This is a genomic window from Kribbella sp. NPDC050820, assembly GCF_040653975.1.
Lineage (GTDB): Bacteria > Actinomycetota > Actinomycetes > Propionibacteriales > Kribbellaceae > Kribbella.
Window position 1 is genome coordinate 27,793 of the sequence record NZ_JBFAHB010000063.1, and the last position, 25,010, is coordinate 52,802.

The following is a 25,010-nucleotide window of genomic DNA, read 5'->3' on the forward strand; positions in this document are numbered from 1 at the left end:
GAGCAGCGCGGAGTTTCCCACCTAGTGCCTAGCCCGCGACCCCAACAGCCCGGATCGTGATCGGGCCGGCTGTTGGGGGTGTTGTTCGGTGGTCATGGTTGCTCGGGGCTCGGGAACCCAGTAGTTGTTGCCCTGCTCAACCGGTCGCTCTCCGCACCTCTAGGTGGTGAGGGCGGCGGAGATGGCTGTGGGGGCGGTGGGGTGGTGGAAGGTGAAGTCGGTGGATTGGAGGCGGGTGGGGAGGGCTCGGTTGCTGCCGAGGAGTTCCCAGGCGAACTCGCCGAGGACGGTTTTCATGAGGAAGGCGGGGATGGGGAAGAAGGCGGGGCGGTGCAGGGCGGTGGCCAGGGCTTCGGTGAACTCCTGGTTGGTGGCGGGGTTGGGGAGGGTGACGTTGACGGGGCCGCTGATGGTGTCGTGTTCGGCGACGTGGCGGACGGCGCGGAGCCAGTCGGTGAGGGAGACGACGGGGAAGTACTGCGTGCCCGGACCGAGCCGGCCGCCGAGGCCGAGGCGGAACGGGAGGGAGAGGAGTTGGAACGCGGGTGCCTTGCGGTCCAGGACGACGCCGGTGCGGAGGGAGGCGACGCGGCTGCCGGCGACGCGGGCTGGCTCGAGTGCGCCTTCCCACACCCGGACGACCTCGGCGAGGAAGCCGTCGCCGAGTTCGGAGTCCTCGGTGAGGATCCGGTCACCGCAGTCGAGGCCGTAGCCGCCGACGCCGCTCTGCGTGATCACGACCGGCCGGCGGTCGAGCTGCGCGGCGGCCGCGGCCAGGGTGGACGTCGTACTGACGCGACTCTCGCGGAGCACCTTCCGGTACGTCGGGGTCCACGGGCGACCGATGTTCGCTCCAGCCAGGTTGACCAGGACGTCGGGGTCGCCGAGGGCGGTCGGGTCGAGGTCTCCGCGCGCTGGGTCCCAGCGGACTTCGTCAGGTTTTGCGGCGGTACGGCGTACCAGGCGGATGACCTGGTGTCCGTCGGCGGTGAGGTCGTGGGCGAGCGCCGTACCGAGGAAGCCGGAGGCGCCGGCCAGCACGTACTTCATCCTGCTGCTCCTTGAGGATCGTCCTGCCACCGCAGTACCCGACGGGAAACAACTCCGGGGTCAGACAGTAACCGGGCGGCTGTGTGCTCCGTGCACTGGCTCTCCGGAGGAACGGCAGACAGGTCGGGTACTGGCGCGATCGGTGGACGCACTGGGTGCGGGACTGAGGAGGCCGGACAGGCGGGGCGGTAGGCCGAGCTGAAAGCGAGGGTTTGCGGGGCTGCGGTGGGGCGGGTGGGAGGCGCGGGGCGGTGGGCAGGGGAGGCAGGGGTTGCGGTGGGCTGGGGACGCGAGGGCTTGCGGGGTCGGGTTGCGGTGGGCCGGGTGGGAGGCGAGGGGTTGCGCTGGCAGAGGTGGCGAGGGGTTGCGGGCGGCGGTGGGGACGTGAGGGGGTGCGGTGGGCGGGGGACGCGAGGGCTTGTGGGTTTGCGGTGGGTCGGGTGGGGGCGGTGGGGGAATGAGACAGCGCCGGCTCGTCTTGGGGACGGGCCGGCGCTGGTGGTGCTGGGTGGGGATCAGACGTCGAACTGGGCCTCTTCGAGGCGCTGCTTGACGGCGGTCAGGTAGCGGGCGGCGTCGGCGCCGTCTACCAGGCGGTGGTCGTAGGTGAGGGCCAGGTAGACCATCTGGCGGATGGCGATGGTCTCGCCGAGCTCCGGGTGGGTGATGACGACCGGGCGCTTCACGACCGCGCCGGTGCCGAGCATGCCGACCTGGGGCTGGTTCAGGATCGGGGTGTCGAACAGGGCGCCGCGGCTGCCGGTGTTGGTGATGGTGAAGGTGCCGCCGGCCATCTCGTCCGGCAGCACCTTGTTGTTGCGGGTGCGGTCGGCGAGATCGGCGATCTTCTTCGCCAGGCCCGCGATGTTCAGGTCGCCGGCGTTGTGCACGACCGGGACCATCAGGCCCTTCTCCACGTCGACGGCGATACCGAGGTGCTCGGCGGCGTGGTACGTGATCTCGCCCTTCTCCTCGTCGATCGAGGCGTTGAGCTTCGGGTACTGCTTCAGCGCGTCGACCGCGGCCTGGGCGAAGAACGGCAGGAAGGACAGCTTGACGCCCTCGCGGGCCTCGAACTCGGCCTTCTTCGCGTTCCGCAGCTTGGCGATCTCGGTGACGTCGACCTCGACCACGGTGGTCAGCTGGGCCGAGACCTTCAGCGAGTTCACCATGTGGCTGGCGATCGCCTTGCGGATCCGGCTCATCTTCTCGGTGGTGCCGCGGAGCGGGCTGATCGTCGCCGCGGCGGCCGGAGCCGAGGCGGCCGCGGGTGCGGCGGCGGGGGCTGCGGCGGCTGCCTTCTTGGTTTCGGCGGCGGCGATGACGTCCTGCTTGCGGATTCGGCCGCCGACGCCGGTGCCCTGTACGGCGTTGAGGTCTACCTGGTGCTCGGCCGCGAGCTTGCGGACCAGCGGGGTGACGTAGTTGGGGCCTTCACCGTTGGGGGAGGTCGTTTGGGTTGCGGCGGGTGCCGATGCGGCCGGGGAGGTCGCGGGGGCTGAGGTCGCTGCGGCCGGAGAAGAGGCGGAGGGGGCGGGCTGGGCGGGGGCCGCCTGGGCAGCCGGGGCCGCTTGCGGAGCCGGGGCGGCCTGGGGGGCCGGGGCGGCCTGCGGAGCCGGGGCTGCGGTGGGGGCCTGGGCCGGTGCCTGAGCTGGGGCCGGTGCTGCTGCCGGGGCCGGCGCCTGGGCCGCGGGGGCCTGGGCGGGGGCTTCTGCGGGAGCGGCGGGGGTCTCGGCGGGGGCCGAGGCTGCGTCGGCGGAGCCTACGATGGCTAGTTCGGCGCCTACCTCTACGGTTTCGTCTTCGGCGACCTTGATTTCCAGGAGTTTGCCGGCGACGGGGCTGGGGATCTCGGTGTCTACCTTGTCGGTGGAGACCTCGAGGAGGGGCTCGTCTACTGCTACGTCGTCGCCTACCTGCTTCAGCCAGCGGGTGACTGTTCCCTCGGTCACGCTCTCGCCTAGGGCGGGGAGGGTGACGGGGGTGCCTGAGGCGGGTGCCGATGCGGCCGGGGAGGTCGCGGGGGCAGAGGTCGCTGCGGCCGAAGAAGAAGAGTTCGAGGCCTGCTGCTCGGCGGGGGCGGCCTGGGCGGCGGGGGCCTGCTGCGCTGGTGCGGCCTCGGCGGCGGGGGCCTGCTGGGCCGGGGCGGCTTCGGCGGCGGGCTGCTCGGCGGGGGCCTCCTGGGCGGGAGCGTCCTGGGCGGAGCCGGTGGATTCGCCGGCGTCGCCGATGACGGCTAGTTCGGCGCCGACCTCTACGGTCTCGTCCTCGGCGGCCTTGATCTCGAGCAGGGTTCCGGCCACGGGCGAGGGGATCTCGGTGTCGACCTTGTCGGTCGAGACCTCCAGCAGGGGCTCGTCGACGGCAACCGTGTCGCCGACCTGCTTGAGCCAGCGGGTGACGGTTCCTTCGGTGACGCTCTCCCCGAGGGCCGGCAGGGATACAGAGGTCGGCATGACGGTCGTTGCTCCTTCGTCAGATCGGTCGAGGTCAGCCTACGGTGCCGCCGGAGCGAGCCGGATCCGGGTCAGCGGACCCAGCGCGCTCCCACGGGCTCAAACCTACTCGGACGGGCCAGTGGTCCGTCCGCGGATCTCAATCATGGAAATGCAGGGGCTTGCCGGCGAGTGCCAGGTGGGCTTCGCCGAGGGCCTCGTTCTGGGTGGGGTGGGCGTGCACGAGCGGCGCGACGTCGGCCGGGTACGCCTCCCAGTTGTAGATCAGCTGGGCCTCGCCGATCAGCTCCCCGACACGGGAGCCGACCATGTGCAGCCCGACCACGGCGCCGTCCTTGGCCCGGACCAGCTTCACGAAGCCCTGGGTCTTCAGGATCTGGCTCTTGCCGTTGCCGCCGAGGTTGTAGTTCAGGACCTCGACGTCGCCGTACTTGTCCCGGGCCTGCTCCTCGGTCAGGCCGACCGAGGCGACCTCGGGCTCGGAGTACGTGACGCGCGGGATGCCGGCCTCGTCGATCGGGGTCGGCGAAAGCCCGGCGAGGTGCTCGGCGACGAAGATGCCCTGCTGGAAGCCGCGGTGCGCGAGCTGCAGGCCGGGGACGATGTCACCGACCGCGTACACGCCCGGCACGGACGTCTGCAGGGTGGAGTCGACGGTCACGAAGCCACGGTCGAGCGCGACGCCGACCTCCTCGTAGCCGAGGCCGCTGGTGTTGGGGCCGCGGCCGACCGCGACCAGCAGCACCTCGGCCTCGATCACCTCGCCCCCGGCGACGGTCACCCGGACGCCGTTGTCCACCACCTCGACGGACTCGAACGGCGTCCCCGTCTTGAACGCGATCTTCCGCTTCCGGAACGCCCGCTCGAGGGTCTTGGAGCAGTCGGCGTCCTCGGACGGCACCAGCCGGGGCAGCGCCTCGACGATGGTGACCTTGGTGCCGAAGGAGGTCCACGCGGAGGCGAACTCGACCCCGATCACCCCGCCGCCCAGTACGACGGCGGACTCCGGGACGCGGTCCAGCGTCAGCGCGTGCTCGCTGGCGATGACCCGGTTCCCGTCCAGCTCGAGGCCGGGCAGCGACCGCGAGTACGAGCCGGACGCCAGGATCACGTTGCGCCCGGTGTACGTCGTCCCCGCAACCTCGACCGTGGTCGGAGAAGTGAGGCGGCCTTCGCCCTCGATGACGGTGATGCCGCGGGCCTTCAGCTGGCCCTGCAGACCCTTGAAGAGCCGGTCGACGACGCCGTCCTTGTACTTGTTCACCCCGCCCATGTCGACACCCTCGAGCGTGGTGCGGACGCCGAACTGCTCACCCTCGCGGGCCGAGTCGGCCACCTCCGCGGCGTGCAGCAGCGCCTTGGTGGGGATGCAGCCGCGGTGCAGACACGTCCCGCCGACCTTGTCCTTCTCGATCAGCGCCACCGACAACCCGAGCGTCGCGGCACGCAGTCCGGCGGCATAGCCACCGCTGCCGCCACCGAGTATCACCAGGTCGTACGTCGTACCACTCTCAGTCACAGGTTCCTCCGTGGGTCTGGTCGGCGGGCGGCCCGGATCGCGGGCAGGGCCCACGTCATCCTTTCACCGCTGCCGTCGTGCGCCACCCCCGGGCCACCCGGAACCGTTACAGGAGATTTCGTGCCCCGAGTTGCCCGGATAGGGGACACTTGCCCCATGAAGTGGTTCGGTCGCCGGCAGAAGCCGGGCACGATGCGCCGGTCGGACAACCCCGACCAGGCGCACCTGCGGGAGTTCGCCCAAACCCGCCAGGGCGTCGAGGGCTTCGTCGAGCCGCGGACGGCGGTGACGGAGTACACCCTGCTGCTGGTGGCCATCGACGGCGAGTGGACCCGGCGCCGGGTCCCCTCGGTCGAATGGGCGCACAACTTCGCCAACAAGCTGGGGATCCCGTCGTACGACGCCGCCGTCGTCGGCTACCCGCCCCGGATGCGCGAGTACAACGCCCGCATGAAGAAGAACGGCCTCGCCTAGAGGATGGGGACCCGCTGTCGCACCCCCGAGACCACGGAGGTGTCGACAACCCCGTGCAGGATGTCAGCCGCAGCGCCAAGCCGCGAAGCCGTCTGGCCCAGCGGAGTGGTCAGGCTGCTCCGCCCGATGCCGAGCGGATCCGTACCCACCGGCGGCACATAGGCCTGGCCGCACGCCAGCACCCAGGCCTGCGCGTCCGCAGCCCGCGCCCGCGTCAGCAGGTCCCACTGCTCCTCCTTACCCGGCCCCGCACCCCACGACGCCGGTACGACGACCAACTCCGCACCCAGCCGCCCCAGCGCCGTGAACTGGTCCGCGAACCGCAGGTCGTAGCAGGTCGCCAGTCCGACGGTCACGTCGCCGTACCCGAACGTCACCAGCTCCTTGCCCGGGGCAACGGTGTCCGACTCACGCGACCCGAAGGCGTCGTACAGATGGATCTTCCGGTACGACGTCTCCACGCCAGGCCCCGTGACCAGCAAGGTGTTGTGCACCCGGCCGTCGTCAGCCGGCTCGAACAGCCCGGCCACGACCACCACGCCGAGATCCGCGGCCACCTTGCGCAGCCCGGTCGCGAACGGCCCGTCCAGCGGCTCGGCGACAGTCCGCAGATCGGTGCCGAAACAGGCCAGCACAGCCTCCGGCAGCACGACCAGCGAGGCCCCGTCGGCGGCGGCCCGCCGTACTGCGTCCGTGGCGGTGACGAGGTTGGCGACCGGGTCCGGACCGGCCGAGACCTGGGCGGCGGCAACGCGGAGAAGTGTCATCTGGTCCTCCAAGGCTGTATACATTGAGTATGCGATTGAGTGGGGACTCGGGCCGGGATCGCGCCTACCAGTACCTGCGGGGGACGGTCCTGAGCGACCCTGCGGTCTCCGGGACGTTCATCAACGAGCAGGCCGTGGCGACCGAGGTCGGGATCTCCCGGACCCCCGTCCGCGAGGCACTGCTCATGCTCGCAGCCGAGGACCTGGTCCAGCTGGTGCCGCACCGGGGCGCCTTCGTGGCGCCGGTGCCGGGCCGGGAGATCGCGGAGATGATGCAGGCCCGCGGGGTGATCGAGACCTGGGCCGCGACCACCTCGCTCGCGGCCGGTATCGCGCCGGTCGACGCGATGTCCGCCGTACTCGAGCAGCAGCGGTCGATTGTCGACAACGGCGACGCCAAGGAGTTCATCGAGCTGGACAGCCAGTTCCACGCGCTGCTGGTCGACGCGGCCGGCAACTCGGTGCTGGCCCGGCTGTACGACAACCTCCGGGCCAAGCACGTGCTGCTCGGGGTCGTCGCTCTGCAGCGCAGCGCCACCCGCCGGCAGGAGGTGCTCGAGGAGCACCAGGCCATCGTCGACGGGTTGGCGGCGGGCAAGCCGGAGGCGGCCGAGAAGGCGATCCTCAGCCACCTCGACTCCACCGGCTCGCTGCTCATGCAGGGCTGACAACCAGAGCCTCGTCGTTCACCGCGCGGCCCAGCCGCAGACCCACCAGCGTGACCGAGCAGGCCACCACGATGTACGCCGCGATCACGTAGCCCGTCCCCGCCTTCGCGAGGAAGTACGTGAACGCCAGCGGCGCCAGCGCGCCACCGATCACGCCCGCGAACGTGTAGGCCAGCGACGACCCCGTGTACCGCAGCCGTGCGGTGAACTGCTCCGACACGAAGGCAGCCTGCGGCCCGTACATCAGCGAGTGGAACAGCAACCCGATCACCACCCCCGCCAGCACGGTCGCAAACGACGACGCCATGGCGAAGAACACCACCGACCAGACCGCCCCACCGATGGCTCCGACGGCATAGATGGTACGACGTCCATACCGGTCGGAAAGCCAACCAGACAAGGGAATCAGCCCGACCTGGAACGCCGATCCGATCAGTACGGCGGTCACCGCCGCGCCACGACTCATCCCCAGCTCCTTGGTCGCGTACGTGAGCACGAACACCGCGAACATCGCGTAGAGAACATCCGGTCCGACCCGCGCCAGGATGGCCGCGATCAGCGGCCGGGTCTGCGTCTGCAGCACCTCCGACACCGGCGCCGTCGGCCGATCGCCCCGCGCCTCGAGCTCCCGGAACACCGGAGTCTCCTCCAGCTTCGTCCGGATCAGCAGCCCGAAGGCAACGAGTACGGCGGACAGCAGGAAGGCGACCCGCCATCCCCAGCTCAGAAACGCTTCCTCGGACAACGCACCGGCAAGAACAGCAAGTACGCCGTTCGCCATCAACGTCCCGAGCGGCGGCCCCACCTGCGCCGCTGACGCCCAGAACCCGCGCTCGCCGGGCTTGCTGAACTCACTACTCAGCAGCACGGCTCCACCCCACTCGCCGCCCACGCCGACGCCCTGCGCGAAGCGGAGCGCGACCAGCAGCGTCGGCGCGATCGCCCCGGCCTGAGCGTGGGTCGGCAGCAGGCCGATGAAGAACGTGGCCACGCCGATCAGCAGCAGCGTTGCGACCAGCACCCGCTTGCGGCCGATCACGTCGCCGAGCCGGCCGAAGAAGATCCCGCCGAGCGGACGGGCGACGTACCCGACCGCGTACGTCGCGAAGGCCTGCAACGTGCCGGTGAGCGGGTCACTGCCGGGGAAGAACAAGTCGCCGAAGACGAGCGCGGCCGCGGAGGAGTAGACGGCGAAGTCGTACCACTCCAGCGAGGTGCCGGACAGGCTGGCGGCGAAGGCCTTGTAGAGGCCCCGGCGTTCTGACGGGGAGTTGGACATCGAGGTGGACCTCCTTGGGGGGATGCTCCATACTCGTTGTATACGACGTGTTCACGCAAGCGCTGACTGCAGAAATTTCGGAGGAGTCACCAGATGAGCCAGACCCTGCGCTTCACCCTGCCCGACGGCAGTGAGCGGGAGATCGCCGTCCGCTACGCCCTGAACGCCGGGTACGCCGGACGCGACACCGAGCAGGTCCAGCACCACGTGGACGAGCTGGCCGAGCTCGGCGTACCGGCGCCGCGCCGGATTCCGACCCTGTACCCGCTGTCCGCGTCGCTGGTCGGGCGGCCGGAGGTTGTCCAGGTCGCCCACGCCAAGACGTCGGGCGAGGCGGAGTGGGCGCTGGTGGTCGGGGAGAGCGACGTGCTGCTCACGGTCGCGTGCGATCACACCGACCGCGCGCTCGAGGTGCACGGTGTTGCCTGGAGCAAGCAGTCCGCGCCGGATGTGCTCGGCGACGTGGCCTGGCCGCTCGCCGACATCGAGGACGAGCTGGACCAGTTCACGCTGAAGGCGTGGGTCCGGCACGGCGACACCGAGCAGCTGATTCAGGACGGCACCCTCGCCCAGTTGCTGCCGCCGGCGTACTGGCTGAAGGAGCTCGGCGACCGGGTCGTCCCGGGCACCGTCCTGCTGAGCGGGACGATCCCGATGATCGCGGGCGTCGACCAATTCGCCGACGCCTGGCGGGTCGAGCTCACCGACCCGCGCGGCCTCACGAGCCGGATCAACTACACGGTCGAAGAGCTCGCGCCGGCCTGGGACTGACAATGAAGGCCGAGCGGGAATTCTTCGCGACGACAGAGCTGACCTGGACCGACGCAGGGGGCGGGATCACCCAACGCATCCTCAGCCAGGACCCCGAGGACGGGACGCTCACGCGCATTGCGCGCTGGGCGCCCGGCACCAGGTCGGGCGACGAGGTGATCAGGCACGAGTACGTCGAAGAGGTGTACCTGCTCGAGGGTGAGCTGACCGATCTCACCCTCGAGCGGACGTTCGGCCCCGGCGACTACGCTTGCCGGCCGCCGGGGATGCCGCACGGCCCGTACACGACGGCCGGCGGCTGCGTGATGCTCGAGATCCGCTACTCAGCCGGCTGAGGCGGCCAGCTCCACCAGGGTGCGTACGGCGTAACCGGTGCCGCCGGCCGGGGTGTAGCCGGACGCGGAGCCCTCGTTGAACGCCGGGCCGGCCACGTCCAGGTGCACCCAGTCGATGCCATCAGCAACGAAATCGCCGAGGAACGCGGCCGCGGCCAGCGCGCCGCCCCACGGCTCGCCGGTGATGTTGGCCAGGTCGGCGACCTTGGAGTGCGACTTCAGCTTGTCCAGCATCTCGGCCGGGATCGGCAGCGGCCACATCGCCTCGCCGGCCGCGACCGCGGCGTCCACCACCCGGTCCCGGGCGGTGTCGGTGTTCGCGAACGCGCCGGCCACCTTGGTGCCCAGGGCAACGACGCAGGCGCCGGTCAGGGTGGCCACGTCGACGATCAGGTCCGGCTGGTCCTCCGACGCCCGGACCAGGGCATCGCCGAGGACGAGCCGGCCCTCGGCGTCGGTGTTCAGCACCTCGACGGTCTTGCCGCCGTACATGGTCAGGACGTCGGACGGGCGGGCCGCCGAGCCGGACGGCATGTTCTCGGCCATCGCGGCGTACGTGGTGACCTGGACCGGCAGGCCGAGCCGGGCGATCGCGACGGTCGCGCCGATCACCGCGGCGGCGCCGGCCATGTCGGCCTTCATGCTGATCATCCCGCTGGCCGTCTTCAGCGACAGGCCGCCGGAGTCGAAGGTGATGCCTTTGCCGACGAAGGCCAGGTGGGTGACCGCCTTCTTCGGGGTGTAGCTGATCCGGATCAGCCGCGGCGGGTTGGCCGACCCCTGGCCGACGCCGAGGATGCCGCCGTACCCGCCCTTGGTCAGCGCCTTCTCGTCCAGCACCTCGACCTTGACGCCGTGCTCCTTGCCGAGCTTGGCCGCCTCGGCGGCGAAGTCGGCCGGGTTCAGGTCCGACGGCGGCGTGTTCACCCAGTCGCGCACCTGGCGGACCGCGTCGGCGGTCACCTCGGCGCGCTCGAGCGCGGTCCGGGCGTCCTTGTTCCGGGCCAGGTCGGTCAGCACGGTCAGGTTGCCGGCAGTCTCCGGGGCGGAGTCGGAGGACTTGTACGCCGTGAACGCGTACCGCCCGAGCAGGGCGCCCTCGGCGATCGCGCGGATGCAGTCGGCGTCCGGGGTCGGCAGCGCGAAGGCGACCGACTGCGACGTCTTGGCGGCCCGGACGCCGGCGCCGGCCGCCGTCCGCAGGTCCTCGGTCTTCAGCGCACCGTCAGGCGCCTCGCCGAGGCCGACCGCGATCAGGGTGGCCGACTTGCCCGGCTTCGGCCCGGGCACCTTGGTGACCTCGCCGGCCTTGCCGGTGGCGCCGAGACCGGACAGCACCTCCACCAGCTTCCCGCCGTACGCGGCGTTCAGCGACTCGGTGCCGGCCGGCAGGGTGACACCGCCGCCGACCTTGACCACGCCGATGACGACGGCGTCGGTCCGGACGCCGGCCGCATCGGCCTTGCTCAGGGTGATGGTGCTCACGAAAATCTCAGTCCTCCTTGACCGGCGGGCGCAGCGGCCGGTCGTGACGGTACGTGAATGCTGCCTCCGCATGCTACGCGTCGGGTAAGTTCCGCTCCATGACCCCGTCTGATCTCAAGAAGTCCCCGCTGCACGAGCGCCACGTCGCCCTCGGTGCGAAGTTCGCCGAGTTCGGCGGCTGGGAGATGCCGCTGGAGTACTCCGGTGTCGTCGCCGAGCACACCGCGGTCCGCACGTCCGTCGGTGTCTTCGACGTGAGCCACCTCGGCAAGGCGACCGTGCAGGGCCCGGGCGCGGCGGCGTACGTGAACTCGTGCCTGACCAACGACCTGGGCAAGATCGCGCCCGGCCAGGCGCAGTACACGCTGTGCTGCAACGAGCGCGGGGGAGTGGTCGACGACCTGATCGCCTACCTGCACGCCGACGACGACGTGTTCCTGATCCCGAACGCGGCCAACACCGCCGAAGTGGTCCGGCTGCTGCAGGCCTCCGCGCCGGAGGGCGTGGTGGTCACCAACACGCACGACGACTACGCGATCCTCGCCGTCCAGGGCACGAACAGCGACGACGTGGTGAGCGCGATCGGGCTGCCGACCGGGCACGATTACATGTCGTTCGCGACCGCGGACTTCGCCGGTACGACGGTCGTCGTCTGCCGGACCGGCTACACGGGTGAGCGCGGTTACGAGCTCGTCGTACCGAACGCGGCCGCGGTCGCGGTGTTCGACGCGCTGCTCGAGGCCGGGGCGCAGTACGGGATCGTGCCGGCCGGGCTGGGCGCGCGGGACACGCTGCGGACCGAGATGGGCTACCCGCTGCACGGACAGGACATCTCCCCGGACATCACGCCGGTGCAGGCGCGGTCCGGCTGGGCCGTCGGCTGGAAGAAGGAGCACTTCTGGGGTGACGAGGCGCTCCGGGCGGAGAAGGAGCGCGGCGCGGCCCGGGTTCTGCGCGGCCTGCTCGCGGCCGGCCGGGGCATCCCGCGGCCGCACATGACAGTGCTCGATCAGTCCGGCACGGCGCTCGGTGAGGTGACGTCCGGCACGTTCTCGCCGACGCTGAAGAAGGGCATCGCGCTGGCGCTGCTGGACGCGACGATCAAGGAAGGCGACCAGGTCGTAGTCGACATCCGTGGCCGCCAGGAGGCGTTCGACGTGGTCAAGCCGCCGTTCGTCACGGTGCACGTGCGGGAGAGCTGACCAGCGGCTGGGCGGCAGTCTCTGCTGCCGCCCGCCGCCTGATCGACCTGCTGTGGCCGGATGCCATGCCGAACAACCCGAGGCGGGCGCTGCAGGTCTACATGTCGCGGCTGCGGTCCGTGCTGGCGGCCGAGGCGCGTCTGACGACCGCCGAGCCGGCGCGGGAGACGTTCGCCGCGGCGACGATGCTGGCGCTGTACCGGTCCGGTCGACAGGCTGATGCCCTGGCCGCGTACGCCGAGCTGGTTTCTCGCGATCCGCGACGACCGTGAGACCCGGTACGAGGTTCTCCAGTCGGCCAGGGATGCTGTTGCTGGAGGCAACGAGGCCGAGCTCGAAGCAGAGCTCGACAGATCCTTGTTCGGCGCCTTGGCACAGGCCGGGACACCCCCGGAAGGCCTGCTGCAGCAGGCGGAACGGGGACTCGCGTCGGCCGAGCGGACCGGGCGCGTGGCCTTGCGCATCGCCGCGATGAACCAGCTCGCCTGGGCCTCGTCGGCGCAGGGAGACTTCCAGCGGTCGTTGCAGGTTGCGGAAGCGATAGTCGCGCTGGTCGACGGGGCCCCCGAGGCCGAGTCCTCGCGACCGCGAGCGATGGACCAGTTGGGCGGAGCGCTCGTGATGCTCGGCCGGATCCCAGAAGGCCAGAAGGCCCGGCGGGAGGCTTGTGCACTGAGTGCTCCGGGCACCCGGCTGCACGCGATCCGCCTTGTCATGCTTGCCGAAGCGCTGCTTGCGGACGACGATCTCGGTGCTTCGCACGTGTCCGAGCTGACGACGATCGTGGCGGAGGCGCGCGAGATCGTCACCCGGATAGGGGACGAGCTCGGCACGGCGCACGTCGACAACACCGAGGCCCAGTTGCTGATCCTCATCGGAGACCGGGACGGCGGAGACACCTTGTTGCAGCGGGCCGCCGAGGTGCTGACCCGACGCCCGGACGCGTCCGGGGCAGCAGCCAACGCGATCGGCCGGGCCCGGCTGAACGTCGCGCGCGGACGGCCCGCCGAAGCTCGCCGAATCCTCGAGACCGCGATCGCCGACGACCCCGCCGTCGGACACGCAGTCCAGGAAATCCAGCACCAGCAGAGACTCCTCGGCTGCGGCTGAAAGCCCCGCCGGCCTGTTGAACAGCTCACATTCACCCGAATTTGCTACTCAGCGTAGCGTCGACAGTCCGCAAGATTTGACTACGCTGTGTCAAAACGTGGCACAAAATGGACGCTGGCGAGGCTGTGCCGATGCTATTCGCAGCCGAATGACTGCACAGCGTGATTCTTCGATGGAAAAGTTCGGTTCCTTTTGAAGTTCCGGTAACGATTCGTGCATTCGAACCCAAGGCCGCTGGCTAGGGGTCGATGGCGTCGGGCAGGCTAGCGCGCGGTTGAGGCGGGGCCGGTCGTCAACTGAATTTGACGCGAGCCCGCCATCGGCCGAGGCTCTACCCCGATCTACAGATCGTGGCTGGTCCCCTCCCCGTACGAAATCTGGCTGACAGAGCTGACGGAGCGCGAATGAGCATCGGTTCACCCGACTCGACAGTTGGTGTCGAGGACCACCCGGCATCCGCCGAGCCGGTTCGGGATTCCGCCGTACCGCACGGCAAATCGCCGACCCGGATCGCGATGGACCGGCTCCGCAAGGACAAGGTCGCCGTCACCTGCGCCGCCATCGTGCTGTTCTTCATCCTGGTGGCGGTGCTCGCGCCGGTGCTGACCAAGATCGAGGGCGGTGACATCGGCACCTTCCACCCCGAACTGGTCGACGAGTACGGGTTCCCGACCATCGTCGCGAACGCCGAGCACTGGTTCGGTGTCGAGCCGAAGACCGGCCGGGACAACTTCGCCCGCTGGGTGTACGGCGCCCGCCCGTCGCTGATCGTTGCCTTCACCGCGACCGCGTTCGGCACCATCGTCGGCGTCGTGATGGGCCTGCTGGCCGGCTTCCTCGGCGGCTGGGTCGACCGGGTCATCTCCTGGGTGATCGACTTCGTGCTGAGCCTGCCGTACCTGCTGTTCGCGATCGCGATGGTGCCGATCGTGGAGAGCATGCGCAGCGGGTCCTTCAACCTGTCGCCGGGTGAGCAGGCCTCGACCCGGTTCTTCGTGCTGATCTTCGTGCTCTCGTTCTTCGGATGGGCGGGCCTGGCCCGGATCATCCGCGGCGAGGTGCTGTCCCTGCGCGAGCGTGAGTTCGTGCTCGCGGCGAAGGCGATCGGTGTCCCTACGTCGCAGGTGCTGTTCAAGGAACTGCTGCCGAACCTGGTCGCGCCGATCGTGATCTCGGCCTCGCTGGCGCTGCCGGCGTACGTCACCGCCGAAGCCGGCCTGTCCTTCCTCGGTGTGGGACTGATCGAGCCGATCCCGTCGTGGGGTCAGACGATCGCCACCGCGACCAACTGGTTCAAGGCGGATCCGCTGTACCTGTGGCTGCCCGTGCTGGGCATCACGGCGCTGGTGCTGTCCCTCGCCCTGCTCGGAGACGCCGTCCGCGACGCCTTCGACCCCAAGACCCGCCGGTAGCCCGGCGTTGCCCCAGCGGCAGAAAAGGAGAATCACGACAAATGCAGTGGAAACGGATCACCGCCGTTGTGGCGACGGTCATGCTGGCCGCGGTGGCTTGCGGCAGCCCGTCGTCGAACAACAACAGTGACGCCAACACGGGCGACGCGGGCACGGCCCAGGAGAAGGCCACCGACGCGACGGCCAAGGGCCCGGCGAAGGAGCTCGAGGGCGCGAAGAAGGGCGGCACCATCACCGTCCTGTCCGACGTCACGCCGGACACGCTGGACCCGACGAACATCTACTTCACCGACGGGAACCAGATCGGCAAGCTGATGTACCGCGCGCTGACGCAGTACAAGCTGGACGAGAAGACCCAGAAGCCGACCCTGGTTCCGGACCTCGCCGAGGACCTCGGCACCAAGTCCGCCGACGGCCTCACCTGGACGTTCAAGCTCAAGCAGGGCATCAAGTACATGGACGGCACGCCGGTGAAGGCGGCCGACTACGCGTACGCGATCAAGCGCTCCTTCGCGCACGACCTGTACGACGCCGGACCGACGTACCAGAACGAGTACTTCAAGGACGGCAAGACCTACAAGGGCCCGTACGCCAGCGGTGACAACTACGCCGGCGTCGAGACGCCGGACGACAACACGCTGATCATCCACCTGGCGAAGAAGTTCGACGACCTGCCGTTCTACGCCGCCTTCCCGATGTTCACGCCGATCCCGAAGGCGAAGGACACCAAGAAGAGCTACGACCTGAAGCCGATGGCGACTGGTCCGTACATGGTGGACCTGTACAACCCGGGCACCGAGCTGAAGCTCAAGAAGAACCCGCACTGGGACCCGAACACCGACCCGGTGCGCTACCAGTACCCGGACGCCTGGGACTTCAAGTTCGGCCAGGACACCCTGAAGGTGCAGCGCCAGGTGCTGGCCAGCTCCGGTCCGGACGCGAACGCGATGAACTACTCCGACCTGGACGCCAGCCTCATCCCTGAGCTCAAGGACAAGAGCCAGATCGTCAGCGGCGCCCAGCCGTGCACCCAGGTCTGGGGCCTGGACACCCGGAAGATCCCGATGGACGTCCGGCAGCTGATCGCCAAGGGCTACCCCTTCGACACCTACCGGAAGGTGGCCGGCCTGAGCCCGGAGAGCGCGATTCCGGCCTCGACGATCCTGCCGCCGGCCGTTCCCGGCCACGAGAAGTACGAGCTGCCCGGCCTGACCGGCAAGGGCAAGGGCGCCGAGGACCCGGCGGTCGCCGAGGAGATCAAGTCCAAGCTGAAGGAGCTCGGCAAGGAGAACTTCGAGCTCAGCTGGTACTACTCCAACGACGACAAGATCGCCACCCAGGTCAACCAGTTGCGCACCCAGGTCTACACCGCGGCCGGCTTCAAGGTGAACGCGATCGGTGTCCCGAAGGCCAAGATCCGGACCATGCGCAACGACCCGGCCGCGCCGGTGAACATCGGCCAGGGCCCGTCGGGCTGGTGCTCGGACTGGCCGTCCGGTGGTAGCTGGTTCCCGGTCCTGTTCCGCTCCGACGCCGTCGAGCTGAGCAACAGCATCGGCATGATCCAGGACAAGACCCTGGACGCCGAGATCGACCGCGTGAACGGCCTCGCTCCGGACCAGCAGCTCAAGGAGTGGCCGAAGATCGACAAGACGATCATGGAGAAGTACCTGCCGCTGATCCCGCTGTACTACACGGCCAGCTACTACCCGGTCGGCAAGAACCTCGGGCACGTCGTCAACGACCCGACCCAGGGCCTGCCGGAGTTCACCTCGATGTACCTGAAGCAGCCCTGATCCGGACTGCCGTAGTACCTGCAGTCTGATCATCTGATGGTGGGGTGGTGACCGGGCCCCGGTCCGGTCACCACCCCGATCGGTGAGGAGAAACCCTCGTGCTCTACTTCGTGGCGCGCCGGCTGGTGAGCGCGCTCAGCGTCGTGCTGGTCACGCTGATCGCGACCTTCACGCTGTTCTTCGTCGCCCCGACCGACCCGGCCGCGGCGATCTGTGGTGATCGCAACTGCACCCAGGAGCGATACAACGAAATCAAGGCGAACCTGCACCTCGACCGGCCCAAGGTTCAGCAGTTCGCGGAGTACACGGTGGGCATCGTCGCCGGGCGGACCTTCGAGACGGCCGGCGTGAAGCAGGAGTGCAACGTGCCCTGCCTGGGCTTCTCCTTCAAGAACGACCGGCCGGTCACCCAGATGCTGAAGGACCGGCTGCCGGTCACGGTCTCGCTGGTGCTCGGGTACGCCGTGATGGTCCTGACCATCGGTGTCTTCGTGGGCTCGATGGCTGCGAAGAGACGGGGCACCGTCGGCGACCGCGCGCTGATGAGCAGCACGCTGATCCTGAGCTCGGTGCCGTACTACATCGTCGCCCTGATGGTCTCGCTGTACCTGACGATCCTGTACCCGGTCCTGCCGCGCGGCGGCTACACGCCGTTCAGCGACAACCCGGGCGCCTGGTTCGCCGGCCTGTTCACCCCCTGGCTGGTGCTGGGCATCTACAACTGCACGCAGTACGCGCGCTACTCCCGCGGCTCGATGGTCGAGGCGCTCAGCGAGGACTACATCCGGACCGCCCGGGCCAAGGGCCTGTCGGACCGGCAGGTGACCTACAAGCACGCGCTGCGCTCCGGGATGATCCCGGTGATCACGATCTTCGGCCTGGACATCGCCGGCAGCCTGGCCGGCGCGATCTTCACCGAGCGGATCTTCGACCTGCCCGGCCTGGGCAACCTCGTGCTGGAGAGCCTGAACAACTACGACCTGCCGGTGATCATGGGCACCGTCCTGGTCGCCTCGGTGATCCTCGTCGCGATGAACTTCCTCGTCGACGTCGGCTACAGCCTGATCGACCCCCGAGTGAGGCTGACATGAGCATCAATGATGAGCTGAAGCGGCCGTCGGTCGTCACCCGCGAACGCCGTCAGGGGGCGATCAACCCCAGCGGCGAGACGCCGTACCTGGTGGTCCGGGACCTGACCGTGAAGTTCCCGACCGCCGACGGTGTGGTCAGCGCGGTGAACGGACTGAACTACTCGGTCCCGCTCGGGCGCACGCTGGCGATCGTCGGTGAGTCCGGCTCCGGCAAGTCGGTGTCGAGCATGGCCGTGATGGGCCTGCACGACCGCCGGCGGACCCAGATCACCGGATCGATCACGCTCGGCGGCGACGAGATCGTCGGCCTGCCGGAGAGCGAGCTGATGAAGGTCCGCGGCGACGCCGTCGCGATGGTCTTCCAGGACCCGCAGTCCTCGCTGCACCCGCTGTACCCGGTCGGCAACCAGATCGTCGAGGCGTACCGGGTGCACCACAACGTCAGCAAGGAGGTCGCGAGGAAGCGCGCGATCGAGATGCTCGACCTGGTCGGCATCCCGAACCCGCAGCGCCGGTTCTCGCAGTACCCGCACGAGTTCTCCGGCGGGATGCGGCAGCGCGCGATGATCGCGATGGGCCTGGTCAACGACCCGAAGCTGGTGATCGCCGACGAGCCGACCACCGCGCTCGACGTGACCGTGCAGGCGCAGATCCTGGACCTGCTGAACAACCTGCAGAAGGAGTTCGGCTCCGCGATCGTGCTGATCACCCACGACCTGGGTGTGGTCGCCGAGATGGCCGACGACGTGCTGGTCATGTACGCCGGCCGCTGTGTCGAGTACGGCACCGCCGAGGACGTGCTGGCCCGCCCGCGGATGCCCTACACCTGGGGCCTGCTGGAGTCGATCCCGACCGTCTCGGCCGCGAACGAGCGGCTGCGCCCGATCAAGGGCCTGCCGCCGAGCCTGCTGAACCTGCCCACCGGTTGCTCCTTCAACCCGCGCTGTCCCTACAAGGACCGGGTGAAGGGCGAGCGCTGCACCACCGACCTGCCCGAGCTGATGCCGGTCGACGGCGCCGGCGCCCACACGTCCCGTTGTCACCTGCACGACAAGGCCTCGATCTACGAGGCCGAGGTCGCGCCGAGACTGGGCTGAGCGGGGGCTGAGGAGAGAGATGAGCGACAACGTGCGTACGGTCGACGCCGTGCCGGCGGCCGCGGGAGCCCCACTGCTGCAGGTCCGCGATCTGAAGATGCACTTCCCGATCAAGGAAGCGGCTGCGCTGGGCCGGACCAAGAAGGTGGTCCAGGCCGTCGACGGCGTCAGCTTCGACCTGAAGGCCGGCGAGAGCCTCGGCCTGGTCGGCGAGTCCGGCTGCGGCAAGTCGACCACCGGCCGGATGATCACCCGGCTGCTGACGCCGACGGCGGGCGAGATCAGGTTCAAGGGCACCGACATCGCGCAGCTGAGGGAGCGGGAACTGCGCCCGTTCCGCCGCCAGTTGCAGATCGTCTTCCAGGACCCGTACAGCTCGCTGAACCCGCGGCAGACGGTCAGCAACATCATCAGCACGCCGCTGCGGGTGCACAACCTGGTCAAGAAGGGCAAGGAGCTCGACCGGGTCCAGGAGCTGCTCGAGCGGGTCGGCCTGAACCCCGAGCACCACAACCGGTACCCGAACGAGTTCTCCGGCGGCCAGCGGCAGCGGATCGGCATCGCCCGGGCGCTCGCGGTGGAGCCGGAGGTGATCATCGCCGACGAGCCGGTGTCCGCGCTGGACGTGTCCATCCAGGCCCAGGTGATGAACCTGCTGGAGGACCTGCGCCGCGACCTCGGCATCGCGTTCGTGTTCATCGCGCACGACCTCGGTGTGGTCCGGCACTTCTGTGACCAGGTCGCGGTGATGTACCTGGGCAAGATCGTCGAGCAGGGTCCGCGGGAGCAGATCTACGGCGCTCCGCAGCACCCGTACACCCAAGCGCTGCTGTCCGCCGCACCCGACCTGGGCACCATCCGCGGTGTCCCGCCGAAGGAGCGGATCCGGCTGGTCGGCGACGTACCCTCGCCGATCGACCCGCCGAGCGGCTGCCGGTTCCGAACCCGCTGCTGGAAGGCCGAGGACATCTGCGCGACCCACGAGCCGCCGCTCGAGGCCAAGCCGCAGTCCCCGGCCGGGCACTCCGCCGCCTGCCACTTCGCGGAGCCGAAGGTGGACCTGACGGCCGCCACAGCCTGAGCTCTTCGCAGAAGGCCCCCGCACTGCGGGGGCCTTTCTTTCTTCAGGTGTGCTGCTCGCCGTGCTTCAATTCGTCACGCTCCTGCGCGAACCGGATCGACTCGAAGGTGACCAGCCCGGCCAGCAGGACAGTCAGTACGGCGAGCTGCCCGAGCGCGGGCACCTTCGCGACCAGCGGTATGGCGACCAACACGAGCGCAGCGGTGACGAGCCGGGACACGCTCAACCGGTGCATCGTCCGCCACTTGAAGCCGACGTGTCCGAGCAGATAGAAGATGACGCCGACGAACAGCGCCCAGAGGCCGATGCCCTTCAGGGGGTCGTCGAGGCTGTGGTGCTCGGTGTCACCGACGTACTCGAGCACCTTCTTCAGGCCGAGGGCGAGCAGGATGATTCCGGCGATCATCGGGAAGTGCAGGAAGGTGTACGCGTCGCGGGCGAGGGCCGCCCGGGTGTCCTCCGGCTCGGACGCCAGCGCGTGCTCGCCGTACAGAACAGTCGCGTCGAAGTAGATCCACCACAGTGCGGACGACACCATCAGGCCGAGCACGGAGGCGATCAGGATCGGCCACGAGATCGGCAGGTCGGTCACGCCGACACCGATCGCCACGATCGACTCGCCGAGCGCGATGATGATGATCAGCCCGTGCCGCTCGGCGAAGTGCGTCGCGGAGTGGAACCGCCAGCCGTGCGCGTCGATCAGGTACGTGCCGCCGTAGTCGACAGCGAGCGCGGCGGCCCACAGCAACGTCTGCGTCCGGCCGTCGTACTGCGAAGCGACCAGGAGCAGCGCGCTGGCGCCGAGCATCGAGAGGGAGAAGCGGAGCAGCGTACGGCGTAGCTGCTGGTCGCCCTCGGCGATCAGCCAGAAGAGCACCAGGTGGAGTGCCCGGAAGAGGAAGTACGCGCCGGCGATGACCACCGGTCCGGGCAGACCACCCGGTAGGTCGTGGAAGGCCTCCGGGATCGCGAGTGCGATCAGGAACATCGCCGCCATCGCCGCCAGCATCACGCCGCGGACTGCGCCCTCGTCGGCCTTGACCAGGTTGCACAGCCAGGAGAAGCCGATCCAGCTCCACCACAACAGCCCGGTCAGCAGGAGGCCGCGGCCTACGCCGTGCCAGGTGAGGTCGTGGGCCATCAGCGCGGTGACCTGGGTCAGCGCGAAGACGAACACCAGGTCGAAGAACAACTCCAGCGTCGTGACGGTATGACCCTCGCCGGTCTGCTCCGCCTTGATGGGTCTTCTGGACTTCATGCGGCACATCCTGCCACCAGAACAGGCTGCCGGAATGGAAACGGCGGGCTCCCACCTGGTCAGGGTCAGGGGAGAGCCCGCCGTGCTCTAGGCGCGGCCGTGAGCCTGGCGGCTGCGGCGGCTGAGGGAGTCGATGGTGACGGCGATCAGCAGGACGCCGGCGGTCACCATGTAGCGGACGCTGGAGTCGAGGCTGAGCAGGGCCAGGCCGTTCGAGATCGACATGATCACCAGGGCGCCGAGGAGCGCGGAGTACGCCGAACCGCGGCCGCCGAACAGGCTGGTGCCGCCGATCACCGCAGCCGCGATCGCGTTCAGGTTGGTGTCCGCGCCGCCGCTGCTCTGGTTCACCGCGACCAGCCGCGCGGCGGCCAGTAGTCCGCCGACCGCGGCGAAGGTGGAGCAGGCCGCGAACACCGACAGGTAGATCATCCGGACGTTGATACCGGCTCGCCGGGCAGCCTCCACGTTGCCGCCGACGGCGACGACCGAGCGGCCCCAGCGCGTCCGCCGGATCGCGAAGTCGGTCGCCACCACGAGGCCGAGGAAGAGCAGGAACATCGACGACACCCCGCGGTCGCCGTTCAGGATCACGACCGGGATCAGCAGGACGACGGCGAGCGCGGCGGCCTTGATCGCGATGACCGAGTTCGGCGCCGCCGACAACCCGGCCGCCACGCGGGCGGCTCGGCCGCGCAGCCTGGTCAGCACGTACACCGCGACGACCACCGCGACCAGCCCGTAGGCCAGCGCGGGGGAGAGGAAGCTGCGGGTGGCGAACCCGACGAGCGCGGAGTCGAAGGGCAGGTTCAGCGAACCCTCCTTGCCGAGCACCAGCAGCTGCAGGCCAAGGAAACCGAGCAGGCCGGCCAGCGTGATGACGAAACTCGGCACGCCGAACCTGGTGTAGAGCGCGCCGTAGAAGAGCCCGATCACCAGCCCGAGCGCGACCCCGACCAGCAGCGACAACGCCAGCGGCCAGCCCTTGTTCACGAACGTGACCCCGAGTACGGCGGCCGACAGCCCGCTGACCGAGCCGACCGAGAGGTCGATCTCGCCCAGCAGCAGGACCAGGACGATGCCGATGGCAATCACCCCGACGGACGTGGTCTGCAGGGTGAGGTTGACCAGGTTGCGGCTGGACAGGAACGAGCTGTTCGCGATCTGGAAGACCGCCCAGATGATGATCAGGCCGACCACCACCGGGACCGAACCGAGGTCGCCGGACCGCAGCCGCGCGGTGAACGCCGAGACGGCGCCGCTGATGCCGTGGCTGGCGATCAGCCGCTCGTCCTGCAGGTCGGCGGGCAGCTCGGTGCTGCCGCCGTTTCCGTTTCCGCTGCTCGGGCGTGGAGCGTCCTGCGGCCGGATCTCGGATCCGTGCAGCGTCATGATGCGGTCCCCTCCTCACGGGTCCGGCGCGCTGCGCGCTCAGAGACCGCGTTGTCCGTGGCGCCGGTGATGGCGGCGATGATGTCCTGCGTCTTGGTCTCGCTGACCACGAAGACGCCGTTGTTCCGGCCGAGCCGCAGTACGGCGACCCGGTCCGCGACCGCCATCACGTCGGCCATGTTGTGGCTGATCAGGATCACCGCGAGACCGCGCTCGCGGAGCCGCTCGACCAGGTTGAGGACCTCGGCGGTCTGAGCCACGCCAAGAGCCGCGGTCGGCTCGTCCAGCATCACGACCTTGGGCTGGCCGAGCAGCGAGCGGGCGATCGCGACGGTCTGCCGCTGGCCGCCGGACAGGCTGGCGACCGGGATCCGGACCGACGGGATCTTCGCCGACAGCTGCTGCAGCAGCTCCCACGACGAGCGTTCCATCTCGACCTCGTCGAGCACCTTGCCGGTGCGCAGCTCGCGGCCGAGGTACAGGTTCGCGACCACGTCGAGGTTGTCGCACAGGGCCAGGTCCTGGAAGACCGTGGCGATGCCGAGCTGCTGCGCCTCGGCCGGACTGCCGACCCGCACCTCCCGGCCGTCGAAGACCATCGTGCCGTCGTCGGCGGTGTAGACGCCGGCGATCGTCTTCACCAGCGTCGACTTGCCGGCGCCGTTGTCGCCGACCAGGGCCAGCACCTCACCGGCCCGGACGTCCAGCTCGATGTTCTTCAGGGCCTGCACCGCGCCGAAGCGCTTGGAGATGCCCCGCAGCGACAGCACCGTGGTGGTGCCGACCGGGGCCGGTGTGGGGGTGACAGTCACTCGATCAGCCTCCTGGGCTTTGTCTTCAGGCCATGATCGCGGCGTTCCGCCGCCCGGGACAGCCTTCTTGGTTCCGGAACCGCCCGGCATCGCCCCGCTCCCTTCGCTCCTCAGTCCAGGCCGGGAGGCCCCATGAAGCGGGGCGACACCAGGGGGCGGGTCAGCTGAGGCCGGCGGCGGTGCAGGCGGCGGCGAACGACGCGGTGCAGATGTCGGTCACCTTGTAGATGTTGTCCTTCACCACGGTGTCCTTGATGTTGGCCTTGGTGACCGCGACCGGGTCGAGGATCGTCGACGGCACGCCGTTCTTGTCCGTGGTCGATTCCGGCTTGCCGCCGTTGGCCAGCGCGACCGCGCCCTTGGCGGCCGCCTCGGCCTGCGGCTTCACGGCCTTGTAGATGGTCATCGCCTGGTCGCCGGCCACGATCCGCTGGATCGCGGCGAGCTCGGAGTCCTGGCCGGTGACCGGCGGCAGCGGGGTGACGCCACCGCCCTTGAGCGCTGCGATCGCGCCGCCCGCCGTACCGTCGTTGGCCGCGTACACGCCGACCAGGCCGTTCTTGATCGCGCTGAGCTGGCCCTCCATCCAGGCCTGCGCCTTGTCCGGGCTCCAGTCCGGGGTGTCGAACTCGGCGGCGACCTTGTAGCCGCTGGCGTCGAGCACGCTGTGCGCGCCCTTCTTGAAGTCGGCCGCGTTCGGGTCGGTCGGCGAGCCGTTGATCATGGCCAGGTTGCCGGAGGTCTTGCCGGCCGCCTTCAGGGCGTCGACCAGGGTCTGCGCCTGGAGCTTGCCGACCGCCTCGTTCTCGAACGAGACGTAGTAGTCGGCGTTCTCGATGAACCGGTCGTAGGCGATCACCGGGACGTTCTGGCCCTTCGCGGAGGCGACCACCGCGGCGGCGGCCTTGCCGTCGACCGGGTCCAGCACCAGCACGTTCGCGCCCTGGGTCAGGGCCGCCTCGGCCTGCTGTTGCTGCTTGGCCGCATCCTGGTCGGCGTTGCTGTAGATCAGCTCGCAGTTGGCGCAGGCCGCCTTGAGCGCCTCAGTGAAGAGCGGCCGGTCCAGCGCCTCGTACCGGGTGGTCTTCGACTCGGGCAGCAGCAGCGCGATCTTCTTGGCCTCGCCGGAGCCTCCGGCGGCGGGTTCGTCCGACCCACAGGCCACCAGAGACAGGGCGAGGGCCGAGACGGTCAGGCCGAGCCCGACGAGACGGGATGGAGAGACGAACATGTGGCGGCTCCTTGACGTGATGGCCCGAGTAGGCCTGACCGAAGTCAAGCCGCGCGAAGCTTTGACGTCAAGACTTGAATTCAAGAAATAGACATATTGGCGTCACAACCCCGGAACTCAACCACCCACAACCGCCCCTCACCCCCCGAGCGGCCACGCGCGAGGTTGCCCACCGAACTCGGGGGTTGCCCACTGAGAATTTCGATGGGCAACCCCTCACCTGAGGGGGCAACCCCCCAGGTGAGGGGTTGCTCGGCCGATCGAGGGGTTGCCCCGCCAGGTGATGGGTTGCCCACTGAGAATTTCGGTGGGCAACCCATCAGTTGAGGGGTTAACCGGCTCTTGTGACACATGTGTGGGTCGGCTTGGTGCCCCAGTTCGCCACCCAGGTCGGTCGAGTGCACCCACCTCCGACCACTCCGCCCCTGCGAACGGGATCCCGATGCTGCGGACCGCCAGGCCATCACAATCACCACCTCCACCCCGGCACCCTGCCTGGCACCGTCGACGCCGACCGACTGTGATGGCCTGGCGGTTCGCCCCTCGACGCGCCCACACCCAACGGCGTGCGCCCGCTCACCCCGCGCCCACCCTTCCGCCAGAAGAGCGGATATCCGTCCGTGTTGTGCCTTCTCCTCTCGTGTATCGTGGGGGGAGTGACCACAACACCCCCTATAAACCCCCCCCGGGCCCCCCCCGCCGCGGCCCCCCCGCGGGGGCGGGG

Annotated in this window: 22 protein-coding genes; 12 read left to right on the top strand and 10 right to left on the bottom strand. The window is 69.3% G+C overall.

Annotated elements, in window-relative coordinates; translation table 11 throughout:
• Positions 1–159: 159 nt before the first annotated feature.
• The 3 genes from AB0H36_RS36625 to lpdA form a co-directional block, all read right to left on the bottom strand.
• Entirely contained in the window at positions 160–1,050 is an 891-nt protein-coding gene (locus AB0H36_RS36625) for a TIGR01777 family oxidoreductase (RefSeq protein ID WP_360534524.1), read from the bottom strand.
• Positions 1,051–1,565: 515 nt separating this feature from the next.
• A complete protein-coding gene (gene sucB, locus AB0H36_RS36630; protein ID WP_360534526.1) occupies positions 1,566–3,506 on the bottom strand; it encodes a 2-oxoglutarate dehydrogenase, E2 component, dihydrolipoamide succinyltransferase in 1,941 nt (646 codons plus the stop codon).
• Between the two features lie 139 nt (positions 3,507–3,645).
• Positions 3,646–5,025 (bottom strand): dihydrolipoyl dehydrogenase, encoded by a 1,380-nt coding sequence (gene lpdA / locus AB0H36_RS36635; RefSeq protein ID WP_360534528.1) that lies wholly within the window; start codon positions 5,023–5,025, stop codon positions 3,646–3,648.
• A 156-nt stretch (positions 5,026–5,181) separates the two neighbouring features.
• Here lpdA and AB0H36_RS36640 point away from each other — a divergent pair, with 156 nt between their 5' ends.
• The gene (locus tag AB0H36_RS36640) at positions 5,182–5,499 is read left to right on the top strand and encodes a hypothetical protein (RefSeq protein ID WP_360534530.1); all 318 of its coding nucleotides are present in this window, start codon (positions 5,182–5,184) and stop codon (positions 5,497–5,499) included.
• Here AB0H36_RS36640 and AB0H36_RS36645 read toward each other — a convergent pair.
• A complete protein-coding gene (locus AB0H36_RS36645) occupies positions 5,496–6,266 on the bottom strand; it encodes a carbon-nitrogen hydrolase family protein (RefSeq protein WP_360534532.1) in 771 nt (256 codons plus the stop codon). The genes AB0H36_RS36640 and AB0H36_RS36645 overlap by 4 nt on opposite strands.
• A gap of 29 nt (positions 6,267–6,295) precedes the next feature.
• On the opposite strand from AB0H36_RS36645, the gene AB0H36_RS36650 reads away from it, so the two are divergent.
• Positions 6,296–6,934: a GntR family transcriptional regulator gene (locus AB0H36_RS36650; protein ID WP_360534534.1), complete on the top strand. Its 639-nt coding sequence runs from the start codon at positions 6,296–6,298 to the stop codon at positions 6,932–6,934.
• Here the strand turns inward: AB0H36_RS36650 and AB0H36_RS36655 are convergent.
• Complete coding sequence (locus AB0H36_RS36655) at positions 6,921–8,213, bottom strand: MFS transporter (protein ID WP_360534536.1); 1,293 nt, start codon at positions 8,211–8,213, stop codon at positions 6,921–6,923. The genes AB0H36_RS36650 and AB0H36_RS36655 overlap by 14 nt on opposite strands.
• A 93-nt stretch (positions 8,214–8,306) precedes the next feature.
• On the opposite strand from AB0H36_RS36655, the gene AB0H36_RS36660 reads away from it, so the two are divergent.
• Positions 8,307–8,984 (top strand): DUF2848 domain-containing protein, encoded by a 678-nt coding sequence (locus tag AB0H36_RS36660; RefSeq protein ID WP_360534538.1) that lies wholly within the window; start codon positions 8,307–8,309, stop codon positions 8,982–8,984.
• 2 nt (positions 8,985–8,986) lie between these two features.
• Positions 8,987–9,319 carry a cupin domain-containing protein gene (locus AB0H36_RS36665; RefSeq protein ID WP_360534540.1) on the top strand — a complete coding sequence of 111 codons (333 nt, stop codon included), beginning with the start codon at positions 8,987–8,989 and terminating at the stop codon, positions 9,317–9,319.
• Here AB0H36_RS36665 and AB0H36_RS36670 read toward each other — a convergent pair.
• The gene (locus AB0H36_RS36670) at positions 9,308–10,804 is read right to left on the bottom strand and encodes a leucyl aminopeptidase (protein ID WP_360534542.1); all 1,497 of its coding nucleotides are present in this window, start codon (positions 10,802–10,804) and stop codon (positions 9,308–9,310) included. The genes AB0H36_RS36665 and AB0H36_RS36670 overlap by 12 nt on opposite strands.
• 98 nt (positions 10,805–10,902) lie before the next feature.
• Between AB0H36_RS36670 and gcvT the strand changes: the two genes are divergently transcribed.
• The 8 genes from gcvT (at position 10,903) to AB0H36_RS36710 (ending at position 19,593) form a co-directional block, all read left to right on the top strand.
• Positions 10,903–12,006 (top strand): glycine cleavage system aminomethyltransferase GcvT, encoded by a 1,104-nt coding sequence (gene gcvT, locus AB0H36_RS36675; RefSeq protein WP_360534544.1) that lies wholly within the window; start codon positions 10,903–10,905, stop codon positions 12,004–12,006.
• Between the two features lie 65 nt (positions 12,007–12,071).
• Positions 12,072–12,278, top strand: coding sequence for a BTAD domain-containing putative transcriptional regulator (locus tag AB0H36_RS36680; RefSeq protein WP_360534546.1), 207 nt, complete (start codon positions 12,072–12,074; stop codon positions 12,276–12,278).
• Positions 12,226–13,116 carry a hypothetical protein gene (locus AB0H36_RS36685; RefSeq protein ID WP_360534548.1) on the top strand — a complete coding sequence of 297 codons (891 nt, stop codon included), beginning with the start codon at positions 12,226–12,228 and terminating at the stop codon, positions 13,114–13,116. The genes AB0H36_RS36680 and AB0H36_RS36685 overlap by 53 nt, the downstream gene beginning before the upstream one ends.
• A 404-nt stretch (positions 13,117–13,520) precedes the next feature.
• Positions 13,521–14,528, top strand: coding sequence for an ABC transporter permease (locus AB0H36_RS36690; protein WP_360534550.1), 1,008 nt, complete (start codon positions 13,521–13,523; stop codon positions 14,526–14,528).
• Positions 14,529–14,569: 41 nt separating this feature from the next.
• Positions 14,570–16,324 carry an ABC transporter substrate-binding protein gene (locus AB0H36_RS36695; RefSeq protein WP_360534552.1) on the top strand — a complete coding sequence of 585 codons (1,755 nt, stop codon included), beginning with the start codon at positions 14,570–14,572 and terminating at the stop codon, positions 16,322–16,324.
• A gap of 98 nt (positions 16,325–16,422) precedes the next feature.
• Positions 16,423–17,415: an ABC transporter permease gene (locus tag AB0H36_RS36700; protein ID WP_360534554.1), complete on the top strand. Its 993-nt coding sequence runs from the start codon at positions 16,423–16,425 to the stop codon at positions 17,413–17,415.
• A complete protein-coding gene (locus AB0H36_RS36705) occupies positions 17,412–18,512 on the top strand; it encodes an ABC transporter ATP-binding protein (protein WP_360534556.1) in 1,101 nt (366 codons plus the stop codon). The genes AB0H36_RS36700 and AB0H36_RS36705 overlap by 4 nt, the downstream gene beginning before the upstream one ends.
• Before the next feature lie 19 nt (positions 18,513–18,531).
• Positions 18,532–19,593, top strand: coding sequence for a dipeptide ABC transporter ATP-binding protein (locus AB0H36_RS36710; protein ID WP_360534558.1), 1,062 nt, complete (start codon positions 18,532–18,534; stop codon positions 19,591–19,593).
• 43 nt (positions 19,594–19,636) lie between these two features.
• Here the strand turns inward: AB0H36_RS36710 and AB0H36_RS36715 are convergent, their stop codons facing one another.
• The 4 genes from AB0H36_RS36715 to AB0H36_RS36730 form a co-directional block, all read right to left on the bottom strand.
• On the bottom strand, positions 19,637–20,851 hold the full coding sequence (locus AB0H36_RS36715) for a low temperature requirement protein A (protein ID WP_360534560.1): 1,215 nt from the start codon (positions 20,849–20,851) through the stop codon (positions 19,637–19,639).
• Positions 20,852–20,938: 87 nt separating this feature from the next.
• Positions 20,939–22,243, bottom strand: coding sequence for a sugar ABC transporter permease (locus AB0H36_RS36720; protein ID WP_360534562.1), 1,305 nt, complete (start codon positions 22,241–22,243; stop codon positions 20,939–20,941).
• Positions 22,240–23,055 (bottom strand): ATP-binding cassette domain-containing protein, encoded by an 816-nt coding sequence (locus AB0H36_RS36725; RefSeq protein ID WP_360534564.1) that lies wholly within the window; start codon positions 23,053–23,055, stop codon positions 22,240–22,242. The genes AB0H36_RS36720 and AB0H36_RS36725 overlap by 4 nt, the downstream gene beginning before the upstream one ends.
• Before the next feature lie 160 nt (positions 23,056–23,215).
• Entirely contained in the window at positions 23,216–24,286 is a 1,071-nt protein-coding gene (locus AB0H36_RS36730) for a substrate-binding domain-containing protein (protein ID WP_360534566.1), read from the bottom strand.
• Positions 24,287–25,010: the final 724 nt, after the last annotated feature.